The sequence below is a fragment of the Gordonia sp. (in: high G+C Gram-positive bacteria) genome, from assembly GCF_047606305.1.
In the GTDB taxonomy this organism is placed as follows: domain Bacteria; phylum Actinomycetota; class Actinomycetes; order Mycobacteriales; family Mycobacteriaceae; genus Gordonia.
This window is the reverse complement of the sequence record NZ_JASGER010000046.1, coordinates 1-6,336: the sequence shown is the minus strand read 5'-3', so window position 1 is coordinate 6,336 and position 6,336 is coordinate 1. Positions and strand designations below refer to the sequence as shown.

Below are 6,336 nucleotides of genomic sequence, written 5' to 3'. Positions count from 1 at the left end.
GGCGGCCGGTTTCGCGCCGGCGGGCTTGGTGGCCGGCTTGCGGCGCGCCTTGGGCCGGGTCGCCTTGGTCGCCGGCGCCGGGACTCCGCCCGACTCGGGGGCGGGCGGCGCGGGATTGCTCGGGGGGATGGGCGCGGGTCGCCGATTCAGCGGGCCGTCATCGGCCGAATCGTCCCTGCGCTCATGTGAACTCATGTGGCAAAACTACCCGTTGCGCGCCGGTCAGCGCGTGAAGTCCGTGACCCGGGGTGGCGCGGGCGCGATGGGGTCGACGCCCCGCGCGGAGACTCGGCGCACCGCGATGACGGCCACGGCTACCGACAGCACCGCGACGATCGCGGCGACCACAGACTTGGAAGGCATGGTTACAGCCTGCCAAAACCGCAGGCCCGCCGCCAAACCGGCGGAGCGTCTGCGCGCCCGGTTCCGCCCGACCGGTGGAGATGGTTGGATGACGGAGTGACCAATACAGCGATCATTCACACCAATCGCGGCGACATCGCCGTGACTCTGTTCCCCAACCACGCGCCCAAGACCGTGGCGAACTTCACCGGTCTGGCCGACGGATCCAAGGAGTACAGCACCGCCAACGCGTCCGGCGGCGACTCCGGCCCGTTCTACGACGGCTCGGTGTTCCACCGCGTCATCGACGGCTTCATGATCCAGGGCGGCGACCCGACCGGCACCGGTCGCGGCGGCCCGGGCTACAAGTTCGAGGACGAATTCCACCCCGAGCTCCAGTTCGACAAGCCCTACCTGCTGGCCATGGCGAACGCCGGACCCGGCACCAACGGCTCGCAGTTCTTCATCACCGTCGGCCCGACGCCGCACCTGAACCGCCGGCACACGATCTTCGGCGAGGTCGCCGACGAGCAGTCGCGCAAGGTCGTCGACGCGATCGCGACCACCGCGACCGGACCGGGCGACCGTCCCGTCGACGAGGTCGTCATCGAGTCCATCGAGCTGAAGGACTAGCCATCACGGTTTCCGAGCCCCGGCCGGGCACCGCGGCGACGCGGGCCCGGCCGACGGTCACCTGGGCGCTGGTCGCGATCAACGTCGCGGTCTACGCGGTGTGCGTCGCGCAGGCGCACACCACCGATTTCTACGGCGCCCCCGCCTCGTCGGTCTTCGAGGACTCGATCCTCAGCCCGTACCAGGTGCGGTTGGGCGAGTACTGGCGCCTGCTGACGTCAGGCTTTCTGCACCTGTCGCTGATCCACATCGGCGTCAACATGATCTCGCTCTACATCCTGGGCATGGTGATCGAACCGATCCTGGGCAAGGCGCGCTACCTGCTGGTCTACCTGACGGCGCTCTTCGGCGGCAGCGCCGCGGTCGTCGCCCTCACCCCCGCCCACCAGGAGACCGCCGGTGCGTCCGGCGCGATCTACGGGCTGATGGGCGCGATGCTCGTCATCGTCCTCAAACTCAAGGCGCCGCCCGGCCAGGTCATCGCGATCATCGTGGTCAACCTCGTCATCTCCTTCTCGGTGCCCGGCATCTCCCTCTACGGACACCTCGGGGGCCTGCTCTTCGGCACCCTGGCAACGGCCGCCGCCCTCTACGTCCCCGAACTGGTGATGGGTCAACGGGCGCCGACCGTCGAATCTCGTCGCCGCGCGGTGAACGCCGGGTGGGCCGCCATGGTCGCGCTGCTGGTCGTCGCGATCCTCCTCGGTGCGCTGGCGCCCCATCTGCGCGCCTAGATCTCGGCACGGTCACAGGCGCATCAGTTCACAGCAACCTTCCAGGTGTTGTGCAGTGATTCGCGAGTAGAACCCGATAGCGTTCTCCCCAGTCGACCAAAGTCGATGTACCGAACAGAAAGGGCAATCACATGCCTCCTTACGGACACGGGCGCCCCGGCGGCCCCGGTTACGGTCCCGGCCCCGGCGGCCACGGCGGCCCGCACGGCGGCCCCGGCTACGGCCCGCACCGCGATCCGTGGGGCCCCCCGCGTCGGCGTCGTCGTCGTCGCATGTGGGATCCCCGCTACCGTCGCTACTACTGGGGCTGGTACTGATCCAGTCTGAGTAACAGACACTGGAGGACCCGGCTGCCGCAATGCAGCCGGGTCTCTCTTTGGGAAAGATTCCCAGCAATCTGACAGGAACCGATCAGCGGTTCGGGAAGATGATGAATTAAGTTTCTGATACGGCCATCGATGAGCCGGATCGACCAGACCACCAGAAGGAGATGTGCGGCATGTTTGGCATTCCCGTTCGCCCCGGCCGCCGATCCGCTGCGTGCAACTGGGGTCCGGAGATCCCGGGACGCCGGCCCAAGGCCAAGTCCCGCTTCTACAACAAGGATACGGGCCGTTGGGAGTGGCGGTACTGCTACTAGGCTCCCCCACCGACAGCCGCGACGCCGACCCGCCGGGTCGGCGTTCTGCTTTTCTCAGCCCGCTTTTCTCAGCCCTCGACGGGGAAGCCCGCGCGGGCGAGGGTCTCGGCGACCGCCTTCGGGTCGGCGCCCAGGTCCCACCGGCCCAGCACCACCAGGCGCGAGCTGTCCGGCGGAAGGCCGCCGCGGGCGGGATCGGGTGCCTGCTCGCGGGACTCGGGGGTCGCCAGGTCGAGCTCGAGCTGGGAGCTGCGCCGACCGATGTGCCGCAGCGACAGGACGCGGATCCGGTAGACCTCGTCGGGGGTGTACGACTGTCGTCCGGTCAGCGTGCGGACGGTGAGCAGGTTGTCGTGGACGGCCAGGCGCGGGCGGACCCGCAGCGCGGCGGCGCCGAAGAACACGAGGCCCGCGACCGCGATCAGGACGAGGACCACGCCGACGGAGTCGACTCCGGCGGCCAGCGCGCCGACGAACAGCGCGAGAGCACCGATGAGCAGCGCATATCCGAACGCCAACGGCGTCGACCACGAGGCTTCCACAGCCGGTCCTCCTAGTTGTCCACAGGGGTTACCCACAGTGTGGACTAATTACACACATGTTATTTCCACAGTGTGGATGACTGTGCGGGGATCGGCGTCAACGCCACCGCATGGTCATGAGCAGGCCGATCACCATGAAGGCGAAGCCGATGAGGAAGTTCCACGCACCGAGGTCGGCCATCCATTTGAGGGCCTGGCCGGGGCCGCTGTACAGACCGGTCTGCGCGGCGAGGTAGTAGACCACCAGCCACAGCAGGCCGAGCAACATGAGGCCGAACATGACGCTCATGTACACCGCGCCCGACGGGCCGGCCTTGACCTTGACCGGCGTCCGATTGGCCGTGGAGATCGTGTAATCGGTCTTCTTGCGGACTTTTGACTTGGGCATGGGTCCGATTATCCCACGACCGGGCGGTAGCCTGTCCACGTGAGTGGTGAAAACCGGATCCTCGTCATCGACAACTACGACAGCTTCGTCTACAACCTGGTCCAGTACCTGGGCCAGTTGGGCGTGGCGGTCGACGTGTGGCGCAACGACGATCCGGCACTCACCGGGCCCGGCGTCGACCTGGCCGAGACGATCGGCACGTACGACGGTGTCCTGCTGAGCCCCGGTCCCGGCACCCCGGAACGCGCGGGTGTGACGATGGACGTGGTGCGCGCCGCGCGGCAGACCCGCACACCGCTGCTGGGCGTGTGCCTGGGCCACCAGGCGATCGGCGCCGTCTTCGGCGGCACGGTCGACCGGGCGCCCGAACTCCTGCACGGCAAGACCTCGACCGTCACCCACGACGGGCGCGGGGTGCTGGCCGGACTGCCGAGCCCGTTCACCGCGACCCGCTACCACTCGCTGACGGTCCTGCCCGAGACCATCCCCGACGAGCTGGAGGTCACCGGGCGCACCGACACCGGGATCGTGATGGCCATGATGCACCGCGACCTGCCGATCCACGGGGTCCAGTTCCACCCGGAGAGCGTGCTCACCGAGGGCGGACACCGGATGCTCGCCAACTGGCTCGCGGTCTGCGGGATCGACGTCGACGACGCCCTCGTCGACCGTCTCGAGGCGCAGCTGGCCGCGGCGCTGGACTAGTCGCCCCGGCCCGGTCCGGTTGGACGGACTAGCCGAAGATGCGGCTCTGTCCGACGACGATGCTGACGCCGTCGCTCTTGCGGATGGCGGAGCCGGCGGGCGGGTCCTGGGCGACGATGCGCCCGTCGTCCCGATGGCCGGGCGGCAGCGGGCGCGACGACTGGGTCAGCGTGGATACCCGCCAACCGGCCCCGGCGAGGGCCGCACGCGCCTGGCCGGGGGTCTTGCCGACGAGGTCGGGGACCACGAACATGTTGCCGCGCGAGACGGTGATCGTGACGGTCTGGTCGTCGGCGATGGTGGCACCGGCCGCCGGTGAGGTCGTCACGACCTCACCGCGGGGCATCTCCGAGTCTCCGGGGACGACGGTCATGTTCAGGCCCAGCTGCTTGAGGATGGCGCGTGCGCGGTCCTCGGTCTCGCCGACCAGCTCAGGGATGGTGACCTTCTTCGGCCCCTCGCCGATGTGGACGACGACGACCGAGTTGACCTCGGTGTCGGTACCCGCGGGCGGCGTGGTCTTCACGGCCTTGCCCAGCAGGTCGGCCGGGGAGTCGATCTTCTCGGTCTTGACGACCGTGAAGCCGAGCGCCTTCAACGCCTTGACCGCGTCGGCCTTGGACTGGCCCTTGACGTCGGGGATCTTCTGCCGCTGGGGGCCCGAGGAGATGTAGAGCGTGACCTCTGAGCCCTCCTCGGTGCGCACGTCGCTGCCCGGCGTCGACCGCGTCGCGCTGCCGGCGGGCACGTCGGGGCTGGACTCCTTCATGATCTTGACCTTGAAACCGGTCTGTTCGAGGAGCTGCTGGGCCTGCTGCTCGGGCAGGTCGTGGACGGTCGGGACGGTCTTCTGCGCGGCCGGGCCGGACCACGGCGCCCACACCACGAAGAGGCTGACCAGTGCGGCGACGACGGCGATGATCCCGGCGGCCTGCAGGCGTCGACGTCGGAAGACGGCCTTCTCCTGGGCCTTCGCCTTCGGGTCGTGCCGCCCGCCCGGCGTCGGGCGCACCATCGTGCGCGGACCGGTGTCGATGAGGTCCGAGCGCTCGGCCTCGGTCATGATCATCGGCGCCGCGGGCCGCTGACCGGACAGGACGCGGATCAGGTCGGCGCGGAACTCGGCGGCGCTCTGGTAGCGGTTCGCCGGGTTCTTGCTGATCGCCTTGAGGATCACCGAGTCCAACTCGGGGGCGATGTCGCCGCGCAGATCCGACGGCAGCGGCGGGTCCTCGTGCACGTGCTGGTGGGCGACCGCCACCGGGGAGTCACCGGTGAACGGCGGTTCCCCGGTGAGCAGCTCGAAGAGCACACAGCCCATCGAGTAGATGTCGCTGCGCGGGTCGACCTTCAGTCCGCGCGCCTGCTCGGGCGAGAGGTACTGGGCGGTGCCCATGACCGCCGACGTCTGCGTCATGGTCGCGCCGGTGTCGTTCATCGCGCGCGCGATGCCGAAGTCCATCACCTTCACCGCGCCGGTGCGGTCGATCATCACGTTGGCGGGCTTCATGTCGCGGTGCACGATGCCGGCACGGTGCGAGAAGTCCATCGCGGCGGCGACGTCGGCCATCCACGTCAGCGCCTGGCGCGGGGCCAGGGGGCCGTCGGCGCGCAGGATGTCGCGCAGCGTCTCGCCCTCGACGTACTCCATCACGATGAACGGCAGCGGACCGTCCTCGGTCTGCGCCTCGCCGGTGTCGAAGACCTGCACGATCGTCGGGTGGTTCAGTTTGGCCGCGTTCTGCGCCTCGCGGCGGAACCGCAGGTAGAAACTGGGGTCGCGGGCCAGGTCGGCGCGCAGCACCTTGATCGCGACGTCGCGGTTCAGCAGCAGGTCGCGCGCGAAATGGACTTCCGACATTCCGCCGAAGCCGAGCGTCTCACCCAGCTGGTAGCGGTCCGACAGGTGGTGGGGCGTCGAGGTCATGGGAACCCTGGGATCCGGATCGGCGGCGGCCACTGAGCGGTCGGCGCCCCGGGATCGGGCGGGAGGTCCTCGGGCCGGGGCCGGGGCTTCTGGGTCTGCGGCGGGCGCTGCGGCTGCTGCGTCGTCGTCGGCGGGGTGGTGTGCGGCGTCGAGTGCGGCCGCGGCGTCGAGCGCGACGGCCGCGGGGTGCTGGTCGTGGGCGTCGACGTCGGGGTGGTGGTCGACGGCGTGTCGACGACGGTGGTCGACGGGGTCGTCGGCTCCGGGTTGCCCATCTGCGAGAACAGGTAGCCGACGAGACCGAGCGCCGTCAGCAGCAGCATGACCGCGATCGCGGCCAGCGCCTTCTGCCCGCCGGTCCAACCGCCCGCGGCGGCCGCCTTGCGCGCGGGGGCCGGTGCGGCCGTCTTCGCCGCCGCGGCGGC

At 69.6% G+C, this 6,336-nt stretch carries 8 protein-coding genes and 2 pseudogenes; 4 read left to right on the top strand and 6 right to left on the bottom strand.

The window, feature by feature from the left end:
• Together QM634_RS06840 and QM634_RS06835 are read right to left on the bottom strand one after the other, a co-directional pair.
• Positions 1–195 (bottom strand): annotated as a pseudogene (locus QM634_RS06840) (hypothetical protein); the annotation flags it as partial.
• A 27-nt stretch (positions 196–222) separates the two neighbouring features.
• Positions 223–363: a hypothetical protein gene (locus tag QM634_RS06835; protein ID WP_415042022.1), complete on the bottom strand. Its 141-nt coding sequence runs from the start codon at positions 361–363 to the stop codon at positions 223–225.
• 96 nt (positions 364–459) lie between these two features.
• Here QM634_RS06835 and QM634_RS06830 point away from each other — a divergent pair, with 96 nt between their 5' ends.
• From QM634_RS06830 to QM634_RS06820, 3 genes are all read left to right on the top strand, one after another.
• Positions 460–975 (top strand): peptidylprolyl isomerase, encoded by a 516-nt coding sequence (locus tag QM634_RS06830; RefSeq protein ID WP_415042021.1) that lies wholly within the window; start codon positions 460–462, stop codon positions 973–975.
• A gap of 98 nt (positions 976–1,073) precedes the next feature.
• Entirely contained in the window at positions 1,074–1,709 is a 636-nt protein-coding gene (locus tag QM634_RS06825) for a rhomboid family intramembrane serine protease (protein ID WP_415042020.1), read from the top strand.
• A gap of 131 nt (positions 1,710–1,840) precedes the next feature.
• Complete coding sequence (locus tag QM634_RS06820) at positions 1,841–2,026, top strand: hypothetical protein (protein WP_415042019.1); 186 nt, start codon at positions 1,841–1,843, stop codon at positions 2,024–2,026.
• A gap of 391 nt (positions 2,027–2,417) precedes the next feature.
• On the opposite strand, the gene QM634_RS06815 is transcribed toward QM634_RS06820, so the two are convergent.
• Both QM634_RS06815 and crgA read right to left on the bottom strand, forming a co-directional pair.
• Complete coding sequence (locus QM634_RS06815) at positions 2,418–2,891, bottom strand: PH domain-containing protein (RefSeq protein WP_415042018.1); 474 nt, start codon at positions 2,889–2,891, stop codon at positions 2,418–2,420.
• 97 nt (positions 2,892–2,988) lie between these two features.
• The gene (gene crgA / locus QM634_RS06810; RefSeq protein ID WP_415042017.1) at positions 2,989–3,279 is read right to left on the bottom strand and encodes a cell division protein CrgA; all 291 of its coding nucleotides are present in this window, start codon (positions 3,277–3,279) and stop codon (positions 2,989–2,991) included.
• Positions 3,280–3,318: 39 nt separating this feature from the next.
• Here crgA and QM634_RS06805 point away from each other — a divergent pair, with 39 nt between their 5' ends.
• Complete coding sequence (locus QM634_RS06805) at positions 3,319–3,984, top strand: aminodeoxychorismate/anthranilate synthase component II (protein ID WP_415042016.1); 666 nt, start codon at positions 3,319–3,321, stop codon at positions 3,982–3,984.
• Between the two features lie 28 nt (positions 3,985–4,012).
• On the opposite strand, the gene pknB is transcribed toward QM634_RS06805, so the two are convergent.
• Positions 4,013–5,911 carry a Stk1 family PASTA domain-containing Ser/Thr kinase gene (gene pknB, locus QM634_RS06800; RefSeq protein WP_415042015.1) on the bottom strand — a complete coding sequence of 633 codons (1,899 nt, stop codon included), beginning with the start codon at positions 5,909–5,911 and terminating at the stop codon, positions 4,013–4,015.
• A pseudogene (locus QM634_RS06795) lies at positions 5,908–6,336 on the bottom strand (serine/threonine protein kinase); the annotation flags it as partial. The gene pknB and the pseudogene QM634_RS06795, both read right to left, overlap by 4 nt.